Here is an 18263-nt window from a genome sequence, read left to right as displayed (position 1 = left end):
AACTATTGTATAATTGCGGGTAAATATGTTTTGCATAATAATTGTAAATTATGCCAGATAATTTTTTAATTACAAATCAACTTCCTAAAACACCACTAATGCTTAGACAATTCTTATTTATTGCAGTCTTATGTATAATTCCATTTTTGAGTAGTGCACAAGATATACCGACAGATTTTTTATCTGCAGATTTTCATAAGAGTAGAAGAGAGGCTGTTCGAAAAATGATGCCAAAAAATAGTGTAACTGTATTATTTGCAAATGCTGTAAGAAACCGTGCGAATGATGTCGATTATATCTACCATCAAGATCCTGATTTTTATTATTTAACAGGCTATAATGAGCCAAATGCTGTATTGCTTATTTTTTCAGAAGTCCAAAGTGATACGAATGGTACATCGTATAACGAAATGATTTTTGTTCAAGAACGCGATCCAAAAGCGGAACAATGGAATGGAAAGCGTCTTGGTATAGATGGTGCTAAAAATAAATTAGGCTTTGATGTAGCCTTTAATGGTAGTCAGTTTGAACAGATTGATATTGATTTTGAATCATTCAATAAAATTTTATTTTTCGATTTTAAAAATGATTTCAGAGATACACGTGATGCTGCTGATTTGTATGATATGATTATGTCTTTCAAAGAAAAAGTGAATTACCCTGTGGATTATAATGCGGAAAAACAGCAATTATATACGATGATAAAATCTACCAATATTGAAAATAGTGCCAATGTTGCACAACGTCTGGGTAGGTATTTAAAAAGGGATGAAAGTCTTAAAAAAGATATTCTTCTAAATGGTTATGCAAATGCTGTAGATGACAATCTTAGAAATGAGTTTAAAGGAAAAATTGAAATCGAACTTGAAACTAGTAATCTTAATTCAGTAATTATTTCTGAAATTATGGCTAGTCTACGAGAAACAAAAACAGAAGAAGAGATGGTGCTTTTAAAAAAGGCTGTTGAAATTTCTTGTGTTGGTCAGATAGAAGTAATGAAAGCAATGCACCCTAATATGTCTGAAACCGAAATACAAGGTGTACATGAATACGTTTATAAAAAGTACGGTGCGGAATATGAAGGGTATCCTTCTATTGTAGGTGGCGGTAATAATGGTTGTATCCTTCATTATATCGAAAACAATAAGACAAAAGTAGGAGATGATTTGGTGTTAATGGATTTAGGTGCTGAATATCATGGATATACTGCCGATGTCACACGCACAATACCAGCTAATGGTAAATTTTCAGCAGCGCAAAAACAGATTTACGACATCGTTTATAACGCGCAAGAAGCCGGTATAAAAGCAAGTGTTATTGGGGCTCCGTTTCAAGCCCCCGGTAAAGCAGCTTCTGCGGTTGTAACACAAGGTCTAATGAATCTTGGAATTATTTCTAAAGCGGAAGAAGCACGTACTTATTTTCCGCATGGAACTTCGCACTATTTAGGTTTAGATGTTCATGATAAAGGTACTTATGGACCATTTAAACCGAATACAGTAATTACCGTAGAACCAGGAATTTATATTCCGGAAGGAAGCGATTGCGATAAAAAATGGTGGGGTATTGCTGTACGAATTGAAGACGATATTTTGATTACCGAAAAAGGTCCAGTCAATTTGTCTGCTATGGCACCAAGAACTACACAAGCTATAGAAGCAATGATGAAAAAAACAAGTCCCTTAGATAAGTTTGAACTACCTAAATTAGATTAAATTTTACATAAAAATCCCCAAGGCTAAATTCTTTTAAAAATTTAGCCTTGGGGATTTTTTAATTAGATGAAAGTAGCTGTTCAAAAAATTACGCTCTCAACAAGAAATCTTTTAATTCATCATATACAGAAATAACATGCGATTTCTTTTCTTTATCCATTACACTTTTTATTTGTGAAGGGATATCTAATTGCTCATCAATTGTTTCTTCTACTACATTTAAAAATTTTACAGGATGCGCAGTTTCTAAAAAGATACCATAAGTATTGGCATTCATTCTTTGATATTTTTTTAGTCCCAAATAACCAACAGCTCCGTGAGGATCAGCAATGTATTTTGAATTTTTAAATATAGCTTTCATTGCTTCTTTTGTTTCTACATCGTTAAAAGAATAGGATGATAAATTCTTTTTTAATGTTTCAAAATTATCTTCAAACAAATGTCTTATTCGAATAAAATTACTAGGATCTCCAACATCCATGGCATTAGAAATAGTAGCCGATGAAGGTTTAGGGTCATAACTATTGGTGCGCATAAATTCTGGTACCGTATCATTTACATTTGTTGCAGCAACAAAATGTTTTACCGGCATACCTAAACGTTGGGCAACCAAGCCAGCACAGATATTGCCAAAGTTACCTGATGGCACACTAAATACAATTTCTTTTCCTTGAGATTTGGTTTGTTTGTATGCAAATAAGAAGTAAAATAATTGTGGTAACCAACGTGCTACATTTATTGAATTCGCAGAAGTCAGTTGCATATTCGAAAGTAAGGCATCATCTAAAAAGGCAGTTTTTACCATTTTCTGACAATCGTCAAAAGTGCCGTTAACTTCTAATGCAGTAATGTTTTGACCAAGAGTTGTTAACTGGCGTTCTTGAATATCACTCACTTTTCCACTAGGGTAGAGAATTACAACTTTCACGCCTTCAACCCCTAAGAAACCGTTGGCTACGGCACCACCAGTATCACCAGAAGTGGCCACCAAAACAGTGACCACATTGGTTGAGTCTTCAGAAAAATAACCCAAACAATTTGCCATAAATCGCGCACCTACATCTTTAAATGCCATAGTTGGACCATGAAAAAGTTCTAGAGTTGCTACATTATCTTCTAAGGGTACTACCGGAAAATCAAAGTCTAAAACCTTTGCAAGAATTTCTTTGAGTTTCTCGTTTGGAATATCGGCGGATACAAATTGATGAATGGCGTTAAATGCAATTTCATGGTTTGATAACTCTTCAATACGCTCAAAAAAACTATCGGGTAAAGGCTCAATACTCTCTGGAAAATACAAACCTTTATCGGGTGCTATTCCTGCAATCACTGCTTCTTTAAAAGTTACTTCTGGTGCTTGTTTATTTAGACTGTAAAATTTCATATTTAATTTTAATTGACAGATGACAGATGACAGATGACAGATGACAGATGACTAAAGTTGGTTCAATGAAAATTTGAACAATTAATTATTTTATATTCTTTCTAAAAGCACTCATCATATTCATTAGATGAAAAGCTTCATTATATAGTTCAATAAATTTAGGTTCTTTAATATATTGACGTCGTTTAGCTTTAAAAAGGCAGGTTACTACCTCTGCTAGTGAACGAATTGAATAACCAATAAATTTCCGCTGTTCTGGATTGGATTGACCAATAGCTCCTTCAGAAATATTTAATGCGATAGAATCAGATGCTCTTCGAATTTGCGAAGTCAAATTAAATTTTTCATTATCAGGGAAATCTAATGCCAATTTATTTATGATTTCTCCTAAATCCATAGCTTTTTGCCAAATCATGAGTTTTTCGAATTTGAACTTTTCCATTTTTCAATTGTTAAAATATGACTAAACATTGGTCACCTGTCATTGGTCTATGGTCACTTTATATTTCCTTAATTCCTGCTGTATTTATTTTTGAAACATGAATATCATAATCGATACCGATATTCTGATATACTTCCTTCATGCTCTGTGCCACCTTTTTAGCTGTCGCTTCTCCTTTACTAAATGCAAATATAGAAGGACCTGATCCTGAAATACCACAACCTAAAGCCCCAGATTTTAGAGCTTCCGTCTTTACTTTTTCAAAACCTGGAATTAATATTGATCGAATAGGTTCAACAATAAAGTCTTCTAACGAACGACCTATTAAATCGTAATCGCTGGTAAAAAGTCCGGCGACCAATCCGCCAACATTTCCCCATTGTTTTATGCCCTGGGCTAGTGTAATATTGGTTTTCAAAACACTACGTGAATCTGATGTTTTTACTTCTATCTGCGGATGAATAACCGTTGCGTATAATGCATCGGGACTAGGAATTGGAATTACATCCAAAGGGTCGTAACTGCGTACTAAAGTAAATCCACCAAATAGGGCAGGGGCTACATTGTCTGCATGCGCCACACCACTGGCAAGGCGTTCACCTTCCATTGCAAATTTTACTAATTCTATTGTAGTAAAAGGTTCGCCAAGCAATTTGTTCATTGCCCAAACAGCACCAGTAGAACTAGCAGCGCTACTGCCGATTCCACTACCAGCTTTAATTTTTTTATAGATTTCTATTTCAAACCCACCGTCATAGTCTCCAGCCTCCAATAAAGCCAATCCTGCAACACCAGCAACATTCTTTTCCGTTTCTAAGGGTAAATCTTGTCCTGTAAGTTTTGTTATTTTAATTCCTTTTTCAGAAGTTTTCCGAATTACCATTTCATCACCAACAGCATCTAAGGCAACCCCAAGTACATCAAATCCACAGGAAATATTAGCAATAGTTGCCGGACAAAATACTTTAATTTCGTTAGCCATTTTAAAAGTTTCCAATTCTAATAATATCTGCAAATATACCTGATGCTGTTACATCGGCTCCAGCACCGGCACCTTTAATAATCATAGGCTGATTTGGATATCGTTCTGTATAAAATAAAACAATATTATCACTGCCTTCTAGATTATAAAAATCGTGACCTTTTTCAATTTCTTGCAATCCAACACTTGCTTTACCACCTTCATATTGGGCCACATATTTTAGCTTACTATCTTTCTCACTAGCTGCTTTATATAACTTCTGAAATTCAGCTTCATATTTTACAAGTGAAGCAAAAAAGTCTTCATTGTTTTTAGTTGCTAAGCTTTCTTCAGGTAAGAACGATTTGTTTTCAATATCGTCGATTTCTAATTGATTGCCACTTTCTCGTGCTAAGATTAAAATCTTACGCATCACATCTATACCGCTCAAATCTATTTTAGGGTCAGGCTCTGTATAGCCTTCTTCTTGAGCCTCTTTAACGACATCGTGAAAAGTGGTTGTGTCATTAAAATTATTAAAGACAAAATTTAAACTACCTGATAATACCGCCTGTATTTTTAAAACTTTATCACCTGAAGCAATCAAATGCTTTAATGTATCTATAATAGGTAAACCGGCACCAACGTTGGTTTCAAACAAAAATGGCGCATTATATGTTCTTGCTAAATCCTTGAGATTTCGGTAGTTGTCGTAGCTTGATGAACATGCAATTTTATTACAGGTTACTACAGATATGCTATTCCCCAAATATGAACCATAAGTAGAAGCTACTTCGGCACTCGCCGTATTATCGACCAATATACTATTACGATAATTAAGTTTTTGAACAGTTTCGTAAAATTTGGCTTTGTCTGCTTTTTGTCCAGCCGCTAAAACAGATTCCCAATTTTTTAAGTGAATTCCTCCTTCTTCAAAAACCATTGTTCTTGAATTTGAAATTCCAATTACTCGGATATTAAGTTTTAGGTTTTCTTTTAAATATTTACGTTGTTGTTTTACTTGATCTAAGAATTTAGAACCAACATTACCAACACCCATTACAAATAGGTTAAGCTGTTTTACGTTCTCTTCAAAAAACTCTTCATGTAAGGAGTTTAGTGCTTTTTTTACATCTTCAGATTTAATAACAGCTGAAATATTGCGCTCAGATGCACCTTGAGCAATCGCTCTAATATTTACATTATTTTTGCCAAGAGTACTAAACATTTTACCACTTAAACCTTGGTGACTTTTCATTTGATCACCAATAAGTGCAATGATAGCTAAGTTAGTTTCAGCTTTTACGGGATTTATTTTTCCTTGTGCTATTTCGAATGCAAAAGCTGTATTTATTTTTTGCACCGCTTTAGCTACATCTTTTTCCGAGACACCAATACAAATAGAATGTTCAGAAGAAGCTTGAGTAATTAAAATGACATTTACTTCCGCTCTAGAAAGTTCGTCGAAAAATCGTGCCGAAATTCCTGGTATTCCAACCATACCGGGGCCTTCTAAAGATAAAAGACCAACATTTACAACGGAGCTTATTCCGCTAACAACTTTTTTATTCTCAGATTTTCCTTTGTTAATTAAAGTTCCAGGAGTTTCTGGTTCAAAAGTATTTTTTATTAGAATAGGAACGTTTCTAGATAAAACAGGTTGTATAGTAGGAGGATATAAAACTGATGCGCCAAAATGTGAAAGTTCCATTGCTTCCTCATAAGAAAGCTCTGGAATTGCTTTTGCTTGTTTTACAATACTTGGGTTGGCTGTATACATGCCGCTTACATCTGTCCAGATTTCTAAAATTTCTGCATTGGTTGCTGCAGCAATAATTGCCGCCGAAAAATCAGAACCGCCTCGTCCTAAAGTTGTTGTGTCACCATTTTCTGCCGAAGCAATAAATCCTCCGAAAACAGTTATTTGATTTTTTACTTCTTTAAAAAAGTCATAACAATTTTTATATGTTGTATCGAAGTCTACAACTGCGCCACCATATTGTTCATTTGTTTTAATGAGTTCTCTAGTGTCTTTAAAAGCAACATCTAATCCTTCCGAAGAAAAATATTGCGCAATAATGTATGAGGATAGAAGCTCTCCATGACTTACAATTTTATCAGAAAGTTTAGGTGTTAATTCCCCAATAGAAAAAGCACCTTCTAAAAGGCTTTCTAAAGTGTTTATATCTGACTTAACCTTACTAAGCACTGCACTTTGTGCGTTTATAGGTAGCAATTCTTTGATTCCGTTTAAATGACGGTTCTCAATTTCTTTAACCAAACTGGTATATGTTGAATCTTGTAGCGAAGCTTTTTCGGCTGCCTGTAATAAAAGGTCCGTTACACCACCAAATGCCGATACTACAACTGCTATTTTATCGCTTTCATTTTTTGAAACGATTTGTTTTACTTGTGCTATGTTTTTTGCGTTAGCTACTGATGAGCCTCCGAATTTGAGAACTTTCATGCTATAAAAGTTAAAATGAAAAAATGGATGAATAAATATGTATGTACGAGAAAATATTGCAGTTTACCCCAATGGGGTGATAGTAGATGTGCACGTGCCACCAGTTGTTAGTTGGAAAAAAGGAGTTCCTATGTTAGACTTGTTGCGTTCCATACTTCTGATAATGTATCAAAAGTAGTACATTTAACAACCCTAACAAACGATGGTTGCATTTTTTTACAGAATCCGCAAAAATTGATAAATACTTTTAAAGAATGAGGATTTTCTCTGCAGATCAGATATATCAAGCTGATAAATTCACAATAGAAAAACACGGAATTAAGAGCGATGACCTTATGGAAAGGGCTGCTATGCAAATTTTTAACTGGTTTCATATGCGTATGCAAGGGGCTCCAGTTAAGATTCACCTGTTTTGTGGCATAGGTAATAATGGCGGTGATGGAATTGCTCTTGCTAGGCATTTAATAGACCATGGTTACAATATTGAAGTGAATGTTGTTAATTATAGTGATAAGCGCTCTAAAGATTTCCTTATAAATCTAGAGCGTTTGAAAGAACGAAAACTTTGGCCAAATTTTCTAGATGGTAATACTCCATTCCCAAAAATTGGAGTAGATGATATAATTGTTGATGCTATTTTTGGAATTGGATTAAACCGTGAACCAGACCGTTGGGTGAAGAATTTAATTGAATATCTCAATCATTCTGAAGCTTTTATTGTTGCTGTAGATTTGCCTTCAGGTCTCTTTATGAATAAGATGGCCGAAAGTGGTGAAGGTATTATTCGTTCTAATTTTGTATTAAGTTTTCAAGCGCCTAAGCTTATTTTCTTTTTACCTGAAAATGCACCTTATATTGAAAACTGGCAGATTTTAGATATTGGTTTAGATCAAGAATTTCTTACATCTACGGAAACGGACTATGAATTAATTACCAAGCATGAGCTTTTAGCATGGTATATTCCGCGTAAAAAATATTCGCATAAAGGTTCTTATGGACATTCGTTAATAATAGGAGGGACTCATGGTAAAATTGGTGCCATGATTTTAACTTCTAAAGCTTGTTTGCAAGCAGGTACAGGTTTGTTAACTGCTATGGTGCCCAATTGTGGGTATGTGTCTATGCAGACAGCAGTGCCAGAAGCAATGGTACTAACAGATACTAACGAAAATCTTATTTCGAAAATAGATTACGATATTACACCTACGGTAATCGGTATTGGTACTGGTATGGGACAAGACCCTAAAACCAAAAAAGCTTTTACCGACTTATTAAAGAATAACAAAGTATCACTTGTTATTGATGCTGATGCTTTAAACCTGTTGTCATCGAATAAAGCATTATTGAAAAAATTACCACCTCAATCTATATTAACTCCGCATGATAAAGAATTAGAGCGACTAATTGGACCTTGGGAGGATGATTTTGACAAACTAGCTAAGGCTAAAGAGTTTTCTAAAAAATACGATTGTATTTTAGTTCTAAAAGGTGCTCATACTATTACTATATATAAGGATAAAGGTTATATAAACACCACAGGAAATCCTGGAATGGCTACTGCGGGCAGTGGTGATGTACTTACTGGAGTGATAACAGCTTTTGTAGCACAAGGTTATGCGCCTTTACGAGCAGCTGTATTTGGTGTCTTTTTGCATGGAAGTGCTGGTGATATCGCCGCTGAAGATAGAGGATACTTAGCATTAACAGCAGGAAAGATAATTGACTATTTAGGTGATGCTTTATTGGATATGTTTAAAATGCCAGAGCAGCCCCAATTGACTGATTCTGAGGAAGGTGATGAGGATGAGGGTTAAGTTTATTTATAGATGATAAATGTAAAAAGCCCTTCTGTTATTAAACAAAAGGGCTTGTCATAATTCGCCATTCACAACTTTAATATTATTTAAGCCTTACGCGTTGTTTTACCCAAGCTAAGGCATTGTCGTATTCAATGAAAAACTTCATTGGTTTTTTATAAAACATCTTTTCAATTTTGAAGTTGTGCATATCAATTTCTTTAATTGATACTATGGCGAAAGCCTTCAAATTATCAAGTTGTCTTAAATAACTGTACACGGTTGGGTCCACAGCAAACGGATTTTTTCTTAAACAGATATAACCGAAATTTCTATCTCTAAAGTGTATTTCTGAAATACCAATTATCTGATAGGCTCTTTCTAAGGTTAAAGTAGCACCTTCATCAAAGATGACTACCATGTAATTCTCAAATACTTGTACCAAGGCCGTGTCGAGACGATACTCTTGTACAATTACGGTTTTTTTAGGTCGTTCCAAATTCATTTTTTCATTTTCTATAATGTCCTGAGACGAAAGTAGACCTATGACTAAGTATTTAGAAAAATTTTAGATTAAAAGCGAAAATATCGTTTATCCTGTCTTTTATTAATGTTTTCACTCGATTCAATTCTTACGTTTTAACTTTTACCCATAAAAAAAGAGGGTTGTTTTACAACCCTCTTATAATCAATTTCTTACTTAAAGAATGCTATTTCTCAGTCTCTGAAGACTTTCTTGCCTTCTTTATCTTTATTGTAAGTTCTTCTTTTTTCTTATCAAGATCCATAAAAATGCTATCGCCTTCTTCTAATTTAGAATTAACAATCTCTTCTGCCAAGGCATCTTCAATATACTTTTGAATAGCTCTTTTAAGTGGTCTTGCACCATATTGCTTATCGAATCCTTTGTCTGCAATATAATCCTTAGCCGCATCAGTTAAGCTTAAATCATAACCGATGTCTTTAATTCTTGCAAACAACTTACGCAATTCAATATCGATAATCTTATGAATGTCTTCTCGTTCTAGTGAATTGAAAACAATTACATCATCAATTCTATTTAAGAATTCAGGAGCAAAGGCTTTTTTAAGTGCATTTTCAATAACACTTTTCTGATGCGATTCTTCTTGCGACTTTTTAGCAGCAGTACCGAAACCAACTCCTTGTCCGAAATCTTTTAATTGTCGTGCTCCAATATTAGAGGTCATGATAATTATCGAATTTCTAAAGTCGATTTTTCTACCAAGACTATCTGTAAGGAAACCATCATCTAATACTTGTAACAACATATTAAACACATCAGGGTGTGCTTTTTCTACCTCATCTAACAAGATTACTGAATAAGGTTTTCTGCGAACTTTCTCTGTAAGCTGACCGCCCTCTTCATAACCAACGTATCCCGGAGGTGCTCCAACTAATCTAGAAATAGCGAATTTTTCCATGTACTCGCTCATATCAATTCGGATAAGAGCATCTTCAGAATCAAACATTTCTTTAGCCAATACTTTAGCTAATTGTGTTTTACCAACACCTGTTTGTCCTAAGAATATAAAAGAGCCTATTGGCTTGTTCGGATCTTTAAGTCCTGCTCTATTTCGTTGTATTGCTTTAGCAACTTTAGCAACGGCCTCATCTTGCCCAATTACATTAGATTTAATAAGTTCAGGTAATTCTGCTAATTTATTGCTTTCTGTTTGTGCAATTCTATTTACTGGAATACCACTCATCATTGAAACTACATCGGCAACATTATCTTCCGAAACCGTTTCTTTATGCAGTTTGCTATCTTCTTCCCATTGCGCTTGAGCTGCGGCTAAATCTTTTTCAATTCGCTTTTCATCATCACGAAGTTTAGCAGCCTCTTCATATTTCTGCTTCTTAACTACACTATTCTTTAGCTCACGAACATCGTCTAATTGTTTTTCAAAATCTAGAATTTGTTTCGGAACATCCATATTAACTATATGCACACGAGAGCCAGCTTCATCTAAAGCATCAATAGCCTTATCTGGTAAAAATCGGTCGGTCATATATCTGTTTGTCAACTTAACGCAAGCAACAATAGCCTCGTCTGTATAGGTTACATTATGATGTTCTTCGTATTTACCTTTTATATTTTGAAGTATTTCTATAGTTTCATTTACAGAAGTAGGTTCAACAATCACCTTCTGAAAACGACGCTCTAAAGCTCCATCTTTTTCGATGTACTGTCTGTACTCATCCAAAGTTGTAGCACCAATACATTGAATTTCACCTCTAGCTAAAGCAGGCTTAAACATGTTTGATGCATCTAAACTACCAGTGGCACCACCAGCACCAACAATAGTATGAATTTCATCTATGAACAAAATAACATCGTCATTTTTTTCTAGTTCATTCATTACCGCTTTCATTCTTTCTTCAAATTGGCCACGATATTTAGTTCCAGCAACTAACGATGCTAAATCCAAGGTAACCACTCTTTTTCCATAAAGAATACGTGATACTTTTTTATTGATAATGCGCAATGCTAAACCTTCTGCGATGGCACTTTTACCAACACCAGGTTCACCAATCAACAACGGATTGTTCTTTTTTCTTCTACTTAATATCTGAGAAACACGCTCAATTTCTTTTTCACGACCTACAACTGGATCTAGCTTATTTTCTTCAGCCATTCGAGTAAGGTCTCTACCGAAGTTGTCTAGAACAGGTGTTTTCGATTTTTTATTCCCCTTCGGACTTGACGATGAACCAAAAGAACCTTCTTTGCTCTCATTGGGTTCGTCATTTTCACTAGGGAATGATTCTGAAGTTGGTGCGTCTACAATATCATCATCACTTGTAATCATAAATTTGAATTGTTCTTTTACACCATCGTAATCTACTTTCAATTTGTGTAATAATTTTGTTGTTGGATCATTTTCATTGCGAAGAATACATAATAAAAGATGAGCCGTATTTATTGAAGAGCTTTGAAATAGCTTTGCTTCTAAGAAAGTTGTTTTCAAAGCACGCTCTGCTTGCCTAGTTAAATGCAAGTTCTTCTTATCTTTTTGAGTATTACTTGGATTTGGATTTGATGGGCTCAATATTTCAACTTTTCTACGCAAGTGGTCAAGGTCAACCTCAAGAGCATCAAGAATACTAATTGCTTTTCCATTGCCATCACGCAAAAGTCCTAACATTAAATGTTCGGTTCCTATAAAATCGTGTCCTAGCCTTAAAGCCTCTTCTTTGCTATATGCTATTACATCTTTAACTCGGGGTGAGAAATTATCGTCCATACGCTATACCTTATTCATCGATAAAATTAATAAAACTATGCTTATCTAACGCAAATACTGTACCTATATTCCAAAAAGAAAGGCGAAAACATCAAAAAAGAGAGCGTTTAACAAAATTACTTGATAAAATAGTAAGTTTTTAAGCCATATTTGAGTGTTAATAAATTGTTGAATAAAGTAATCGTAAAATGCCCTGAAGGGTCTTATTTTATGTAAATTGGCATGCTATTTTTAACACTAACAAAAATATAGGAATTACGCATGGCGGAAGGTGAAAAATTAATCTCGATCAATATTGAAGATGAAATGAAATCTGCTTACATCGATTATTCGATGTCGGTCATTGTGTCACGTGCGCTGCCAGATGTGCGTGATGGTTTAAAACCTGTGCATCGCAGGGTGCTTTATGGCATGCATGAATTAGGAGTTCGTTCTAATAGTTCGCATAAGAAATCGGCACGTATTGTAGGTGAGGTTTTAGGTAAGTATCACCCGCACGGTGATACATCGGTTTACGACTCAATGGTACGTATGGCTCAAGAATGGAGTTTGCGTTATATGCTGGTTGATGGTCAAGGTAACTTTGGCTCTGTAGATGGTGATAGCCCTGCAGCAATGCGTTATACCGAAGCAAAAATGAGAAAGATTGCTGACGATATGTTAGCAGATATAGATAAAGATACTGTAGATCATCAATTAAATTTTGATGATTCGTTACAAGAACCTGTTGTATTGCCAACTAGAGTTCCTAACCTATTAGTAAACGGTGCTTCCGGTATCGCAGTAGGTATGGCAACAAATATGCCACCACATAACTTAACAGAAGTTGTTGATGGTACTGTTGCTTATATTGATAATAATGACATTGAGATAGATGAAATTATTACGCATATTAAAGCTCCAGATTTTCCAACAGGTGGAACTATCTATGGTTACGATGGGGTAAAAGAAGCATTTCATACTGGTAGAGGACGAGTGAAAATTCGTGCGAAAGCAGAAATTGAAGAGGTACAAGGACGTGAATGTATTGTAGTTACTGAAATTCCGTATCAAGTGAATAAGGCCGATATGATTAAAAAGACGGCTGATCTTGTAAACGAGAAAAAAATTGATGGTATTTCTACCATTCGCGATGAGTCCGATAGAAATGGTATGCGAATAGTATACATTTTAAAACGTGATGCGATTCCGAATATAGTTTTAAATACCCTTTATAAGTATACTGCATTACAATCTTCTTTTAGTGTAAATAATATTGCGTTGGTAAATGGCCGTCCAAGATTATTGAATGTAAAAGAAATGATACATTACTTTGTGGAGCATAGACACGAAGTAGTTGTGCGTCGTACCACATATGAATTAAAGAAAGCTGAAGACCGTGCACATATCTTAGAAGGACTAATTATTGCTTCTGATAATATTGATGAGGTTATTAAAATTATTCGTGCTTCTAATAATGCAGATGAGGCTCGAGCTAATTTGATGGAACGCTTTAAGTTAAGCGAAATTCAGGCTAAGGCCATAGTTGAAATGCGTTTGCGTCAACTTACAGGCTTAGAGCAAGATAAATTGCGCGCTGAGTATGATGACATTTTGGAGACTATAGCGGATCTTAAAGATATTTTAGCTCGTAAAGAACGCAGAATGCAAATCATTAAAGATGAATTGCTAGAGGTAAAAGACAAATATGGGGATGCAAGACGTTCAGAAATTAATTTTGCAGGAGGTGACTTAAGTATCGAAGATATGATACCTGATGAGCAAGTAGTAATAACAATTTCTCATGCAGGTTATATTAAACGTACACCAGTTTCTGAATATAAAACTCAGAATAGAGGAGGAGTAGGTCAAAAAGCTTCTTCAACAAGAAATGAAGATTTCCTAGAACATTTATTTGTTGGAACAAACCACCAGTATATGTTGTTCTTTACTCAAAAAGGGAAATGTTTCTGGATGCGGGTTTATGAAATACCTGAAGGAAGTAAAACATCGAAAGGTAGAGCTATTCAGAACTTAATAAATATTGAGCAAGATGATATGGTTAAAGCATTTATCTGTACTCAAGATTTAAAAGACGAAGAATATGTAAATAGCCACTATGTAATAATGGCTACGAAACAAGGTACGGTTAAGAAAACTTCTTTAGAGCAATATTCTAGACCGCGACAAAATGGTATTAATGCAATTGGTGTTCGTGATGGTGACGAATTATTAGAAGCTAAATTGACTACCGGTACGAGTGAGATTTTCTTAGGATTAAAATCTGGTAAAGCAATTCGCTTTGAAGAAAGTAAGACTAGACCAATGGGTAGAAATGCTTCTGGTGTTAGAGGTATTCGCTTGGCAGATGATAATGATGAGGTAATCGGAATGGTTTCTGTAAATAATTTTGATGATGAAATATTAGTTGTTTCAGAAAATGGTTATGGTAAAAGATCCAGCATAGACGATTATCGCGTAACTAATCGTGGCGGTAAAGGGGTGAAGACAATTTCTATTACTGAAAAAACTGGTGGCCTTGTTGCCATTAAGAATGTTTGTGATTCTGATGATTTAATGATTATAAATAAATCGGGAATTGCTATTCGTATGAGCGTTGAAGATTTACGTGTAATGGGAAGAGCAACACAAGGGGTTAAATTGATTAATATAAAAGGGAACGATTCAATTGCTGCAGTGGCTAAAGTGATGAAAGACGAAGATAATATCGAAGAAGTAACTGATATTATGGATATAGAAGTCAAAACTGAAGATGGCACGGCTATTGATAATACCCCAACGGATGATTCAGTAGAATAAATTTAAACACTAAATAACTATTAATATAACGATGATGAAAACAAAAATTTTAATACTTGCGGCTATGTCTTTTACAATGGTCGGTTTAGCACAAAAATCTGAGCTAAAGGCAGCTGATAAGGCTTTAAAAGGTGGTGATTCGCAAGCAGCGAAAACTGCACTAGAAAGCATTGCAGGTTCTATATCTGGAGCTGATGAAAAGTACCAAGCACAATACCAATTCTTAACAGGTAAAACATATGCCGATTTAGCTAAGAAAGGTGATGCTACTGCATTTCAAAAAGCTGTAGATGCTTTTAAAAAGGTAAAAGAAATGCCAGCAGGAAAAAAATATGTTGGAGAAACTGACCAGCATATGGCTTCTATTACTGCAGATTTGGTAAACTCAGCAGTTGAAGATAACGGTAATAAGAAGTTTAAGGAGGCAGCTGATAAGTTGTACATGAGTTATACCCTTAGCCCTAGAGATACTTCATATCTTTATTTTGCGGCAGGAAGCGCAGTAAATGGTCAAGAATTTGAGCAAGCTCTTAAATACTACAACGAGCTACAGGAAATCGGTTATGACGGTGGTGGTATTGTTTATAAGGCTACAAATATAGCTTCAGGACAAGTTGAAGAAATGGCTAAAACTCAAAGAGATTTGATGGTAAAGTCAGGTACTTATAAAGATCCTGTTGATGAAAAATTACCCTCTAAATCTGCTGAAATTGTAAAGAATACAGCTTTAATTTACACGCAACTTGGTCAAGATGAAAAAGCAATTGAGGCTTATAAAGCAGCAAGAGCTAATGACCCTAAAGATGTAAACCTTATTTTAAATGAAGCTAACCTTTATTACAAAATGGGTGATAAGGATAGATTTAAAGAACTTATGGCTGAAGCTGCTTCTGTAGCTCCTGAGAATGCTGACCTTCAATATAACATTGGTGTTATTAATATGGAGCAAGGCAATATCGAAGATGCTCGTACTGCTTATAGAAAAGCATTAGAAATTAACCCTGATTACACAAATGCTCAATTAAACTTATCTACTACTTATGTAAATGAAGGTAATGGATTAATTGACGAGATGAATACTTTAGGTAATTCTAGAAAAGATATTGCGAGATACGATGAGTTGAAAGCGCAAAAAGATAATCTTTTTGGTGAAGGAGCTAAAGTACTTGAAGATGCTCTAAAGAGTAGTCCTGACAATCAAGGCTTGTTAGAGCAATTAAAAAATATCTACGGTGCAATGGGTGACAATGAAAACTTTATGCGCATTAAAAAGTTATTAGGTGAGTAATTTCTCCTAAACTATTTTAATAAAAAACTTCCTGATATCAGGAGGTTTTTTTTTGTCCAGTAATTACTAGATTATCTTTTTTATAACCCGTAGTTTGTGGGTGTAGTTACGAAGTTCATTATCAAAAATACCTGTATGATCAATTCGGTCAACTTTTACTTTGCCGTTTACATGAATTACGTAATTGTCTCGCATGATAATTCCAACATGATTTATCTTTCCATCGGCATCATCAAAAAATGCTAAATCTCCAGGTTCACTTTCTTCAATAAAACTTAACGAGTCCCCTTGAAGTGCTTGTTGGTCAGCTGTACGTTTTAAACTAATTCCATTCATTTTATAAACAATTTGAGAGAAACCTGCATTGTCTATTCCGAATGGAGTTCTGCCACCAGAGAGCGATGGAGAATTTAAATAATAAAGCGCAGTGTTTACAAGATTATCCTTGCCTCCCTTTTCTTCAGTATTTATTATTTCTCCTTCCAGAGTATGGTCTAGTAAATTAATCTTAGGTATAGTAGATCCTAATAGAATAGGAATGAAATGATTGTTTTTTCCCTCCATATAAGAGACTAGCTGAGAAGCATGTGCCGGATTCTTATCTTTATCTAAAAGTTCATACGATTCTTTCGCTACCTCTTTAAGTTGAATATTTCGTATCCAACCTTCCATACGGTCAAAGGCTAGTCTGACTTTGCTCCAATGCTTTCGTTGTTCTAGAATTTTATAATGCTCTCCATAAATTAGTTGGGTGACCATTTCTGAGGCCTCATCGGCAACTAAACGAACAGGGATAATAGAAAGATGACAAATGCCGTATTGCATGCGTTACTATGGGTAGATTAATTTCTTTCTATTATGATAGCAGAAGCTCCACCACCGCCATTACAAATTGCAGCAGCTCCTAGTTTGGCACTTTTTTGGTCCAATACATTAATTAGAGTAACAATAATTCTTGCGCCAGAGCAACCTAAAGGATGTCCTAGAGAAACGGCACCACCGTTTACATTTACGTTAGTATCACTTAATCCTAGAATTTTCATATTTGCCAAGCCGACAACAGAAAATGCCTCGTTAAATTCAAAGTATTCAACATCTTCAATTTGTTTTCCTGCTTTAGCTAATGCTTTTGGTAATGCTTTAGCAGGAGCTGTTGTAAACCATTCAGGTTCATGAGCAGCATCAGCATAACCCTTTATACTTGCAATTGGTATTAGATTTAATTCTTTGGCTTTAGCGGCACTCATGAAAACTAAAGCAGCAGCTCCGTCATTAATTGTTGATGCATTGGCAGCAGTTACGGTACCATCTTTTGTGAAAGCTGCACGTAAATTTGGAATCTTTTCCAATTTTACATTTTTATATTCTTCATCTTCAGAAACTACAATAGGTTCTCCTCTTCGCTGTGGAACTTCAACTGGAATAATTTCATTATTAAAGTTTCCAGACTCCCAGGCTTTTGCAGACCTTGTATATGATTGAACTGCAAATGCATCTTGGTCAGCACGGCTAAATTCGTATTTTTCTGCACATGCATCTGCACATACACCCATGGCATTTTCATCATAAACATCAACAAGTCCATCTTTTTGCATACCATCAATTAAAGATGTTGGTCCAAACTTCTGACCAGTGCGTAAATGCACATAATGCGGAATTAAACTCATGTTTTCCATTCCGCCAGCGACCACGACTGAAGTATCACCTAATGCAATTGACTGCGCAGCTTGCATTACGGCCTTCATTCCTGATGCACAAACTTTATTAATTGTAGTAGCAGGTACAGTATTTGGAAGTCCAGCAAAAATCGCGGCCTGTCTTGCAGGTGCTTGTCCGGTTCCTGCTTGTACTACATTTCCCATAATTACTTCATCAACTAAATTTGCATCTAAATTAATGCGTTCTAAAGCACCTTTAATTGCAATAGCTCCTAACTTGGGAGCTGGTATAGTCGAAAGTTGCCCCATAAAGCTGCCTATTGGGGTTCGTACTGCGGATACTATAACTACTTCATTCATTTTATTACATCTAAATGAACTGCGAAAATAAGAAATAATAGACCAATCTTATCGTTTACATTCATGGAAATAGATCGTAAAACAGCTTGATTTTAGAATTGTTAAGCTATTTATTTTCTATTTTTGA

12 protein-coding genes are annotated in these 18263 nt (G+C 35.1%); 4 read left to right on the top strand and 8 right to left on the bottom strand.

Annotated features, from left to right (window positions below; translation table 11 throughout):
- Nucleotides 1-50 precede the first annotated feature (50 nt).
- Nucleotides 51-1715 carry an aminopeptidase P N-terminal domain-containing protein gene (locus UH7x_RS01820; protein ID WP_482362021.1) on the top strand — a complete coding sequence of 555 codons (1665 nt, stop codon included), beginning with the start codon at nucleotides 51-53 and terminating at the stop codon, nucleotides 1713-1715.
- An 88-nt stretch (nucleotides 1716-1803) separates the two neighbouring features.
- Here the strand turns inward: UH7x_RS01820 and thrC are convergent, their stop codons facing one another.
- The 4 genes from thrC to thrA all read right to left on the bottom strand — a co-directional run bounded on the left by thrC (nucleotide 1804) and on the right by thrA (nucleotide 6969).
- A complete protein-coding gene (thrC, locus tag UH7x_RS01815) occupies nucleotides 1804-3099 on the bottom strand; it encodes a threonine synthase (protein WP_482362020.1) in 1296 nt (431 codons plus the stop codon).
- Nucleotides 3100-3184: 85 nt separating this feature from the next.
- Nucleotides 3185-3541, bottom strand: coding sequence for a four helix bundle protein (locus UH7x_RS01810; protein ID WP_482362019.1), 357 nt, complete (start codon nucleotides 3539-3541; stop codon nucleotides 3185-3187).
- 58 nt (nucleotides 3542-3599) lie between these two features.
- Nucleotides 3600-4523, bottom strand: a complete 924-nt coding sequence (locus UH7x_RS01805; RefSeq protein WP_482362018.1) for a homoserine kinase — start codon at nucleotides 4521-4523, stop codon at nucleotides 3600-3602.
- A gap of 1 nt (nucleotide 4524) precedes the next feature.
- Nucleotides 4525-6969 carry a bifunctional aspartate kinase/homoserine dehydrogenase I gene (thrA, locus tag UH7x_RS01800; RefSeq protein WP_482362017.1) on the bottom strand — a complete coding sequence of 815 codons (2445 nt, stop codon included), beginning with the start codon at nucleotides 6967-6969 and terminating at the stop codon, nucleotides 4525-4527.
- A 254-nt stretch (nucleotides 6970-7223) separates the two neighbouring features.
- Here thrA and UH7x_RS01795 point away from each other — a divergent pair, with 254 nt between their 5' ends.
- Nucleotides 7224-8783: an NAD(P)H-hydrate dehydratase gene (locus UH7x_RS01795; RefSeq protein ID WP_482362016.1), complete on the top strand. Its 1560-nt coding sequence runs from the start codon at nucleotides 7224-7226 to the stop codon at nucleotides 8781-8783.
- Between the two features lie 85 nt (nucleotides 8784-8868).
- Here UH7x_RS01795 and UH7x_RS01790 read toward each other — a convergent pair whose 3' ends face one another.
- Nucleotides 8869-9270 (bottom strand): STAS/SEC14 domain-containing protein, encoded by a 402-nt coding sequence (locus tag UH7x_RS01790; protein ID WP_482362015.1) that lies wholly within the window; start codon nucleotides 9268-9270, stop codon nucleotides 8869-8871.
- 205 nt (nucleotides 9271-9475) lie between these two features.
- Nucleotides 9476-12031, bottom strand: coding sequence for an ATP-dependent Clp protease ATP-binding subunit (locus UH7x_RS01785; RefSeq protein ID WP_482362014.1), 2556 nt, complete (start codon nucleotides 12029-12031; stop codon nucleotides 9476-9478).
- Nucleotides 12032-12292: 261 nt separating this feature from the next.
- Between UH7x_RS01785 and gyrA the strand changes: the two genes are divergently transcribed.
- Nucleotides 12293-14830 carry a DNA gyrase subunit A gene (gyrA, locus tag UH7x_RS01780; RefSeq protein ID WP_482362013.1) on the top strand — a complete coding sequence of 846 codons (2538 nt, stop codon included), beginning with the start codon at nucleotides 12293-12295 and terminating at the stop codon, nucleotides 14828-14830.
- 34 nt (nucleotides 14831-14864) lie between these two features.
- The gene (locus tag UH7x_RS01775; RefSeq protein WP_482362012.1) at nucleotides 14865-16118 is read left to right on the top strand and encodes a tetratricopeptide repeat protein; all 1254 of its coding nucleotides are present in this window, start codon (nucleotides 14865-14867) and stop codon (nucleotides 16116-16118) included.
- A gap of 66 nt (nucleotides 16119-16184) precedes the next feature.
- Here UH7x_RS01775 and UH7x_RS01770 read toward each other — a convergent pair whose 3' ends face one another.
- Complete coding sequence (locus UH7x_RS01770; protein ID WP_482362011.1) at nucleotides 16185-16943, bottom strand: C40 family peptidase; 759 nt, start codon at nucleotides 16941-16943, stop codon at nucleotides 16185-16187.
- A 17-nt stretch (nucleotides 16944-16960) separates the two neighbouring features.
- Entirely contained in the window at nucleotides 16961-18136 is a 1176-nt protein-coding gene (locus tag UH7x_RS01765) for an acetyl-CoA C-acyltransferase (protein WP_482362010.1), read from the bottom strand.
- Nucleotides 18137-18263 lie beyond the last annotated feature (127 nt).

The sequence above is a fragment of the Aurantibacter sp. UH7 genome, from assembly GCF_056839165.1.
Note: the sequence above shows the minus strand (reverse complement) of the source record. Positions and strands in the feature narration are given on the sequence as shown.